Below are 950 nucleotides of genomic sequence, written 5' to 3'. Positions count from 1 at the left end.
GACCGGATCGCGGCGAAGCGCGGCACGATGGACGGCGCCTTCCGCCTCGCCTCGGGGCAGGGCGCCCGGCTCGGCGCCACCGACCCGCTGGGCAAGCAGCCGCTGCTCGCGGTGGCCGACCTCGCCCTCCAGGGCACCGAGGCGCGCATCCGCATGGCGGCCCCCCTCAGCCGCGCCGTGCTGGAGGAACGCTTCCCCGAACGCTTCGTGCGGGAGGAAGGCGCCAGCTTCGACGCCCGTGCCGGCGCCGTCCTGCCCCGCCGCCGCCTGCGTTTCGGCCCCCTGGTGCTGGAGGAGACCACCCTCCCCGTCGCCGACCCCACGGCCGTCGCGGAGGCCCTGGCGGAGGCCGTGGCCGGGCGCGGCTTCCGCGACCTGCCCTGGACCGACGCCTCCCGCCGCCTGCGCGCCCGCCTCGCCTGGGCGCATCTGGTGGAGCCGGAATCCTGGCCCGATGTCTCCGACGAGGCGCTCGCGACGCGGGCGAAGGAATGGCTCGCCCCGCACCTGCACGGTCTGACGAAGCTGACCGAGCTGCGCAACCTGAACGCCCACGAGATCCTTTCCGGCCTGCTCGACTGGCCACAGCGCCGGCGCCTGGACGCGGAGCTCCCCGACCGGCTCGACCTGCCGAACAACCGCTCCGCCGCCATCGACTACGACCGCGACCCGCCGACGCTGGAGGCCCGCGCCCAGCACCTCTTCGGCCTCGCCAGCCTGCCGCCGCTGATGGGCGGGCGCGTGCCGTTGCAGGTGGCTCTGCTCTCCCCCGCCGGACGCCCGGTGGCGCTGACAGCCGACCTCGCCGGCTTCTGGCGCGGCGCCTGGGCCGATGTCCGCAAGGACATGCGCGGCCGCTACCCCAAACATGCCTGGCCCGAGGACCCGACCGCCCCCGCATGAGTGCTGTCTCTTGATCACATCTACGCACAGCTCCACCGTAAGGCGAA

1 protein-coding gene is annotated in these 950 nt (G+C 74.7%); it reads left to right on the top strand.

Going from position 1 to position 950, the window contains the following annotated elements; all coding sequences use genetic code 11:
* A partial coding sequence (locus tag ROTAS13_RS25070) for an ATP-dependent helicase C-terminal domain-containing protein (protein WP_305793737.1) occupies positions 1-903 on the top strand: 903 nt, incomplete at its 5' end.
* Between the last annotated feature and the right edge of the window lie 47 nt (positions 904-950).

The organism is Roseomonas sp. TAS13, from assembly GCF_001950415.1.
GTDB lineage: Bacteria > Pseudomonadota > Alphaproteobacteria > Acetobacterales > Acetobacteraceae > Roseomonas > Roseomonas mucosa.
The sequence above is the reverse complement of the archived record's forward strand: the minus strand, read 5'-3'. Positions and strand labels throughout refer to the sequence as shown.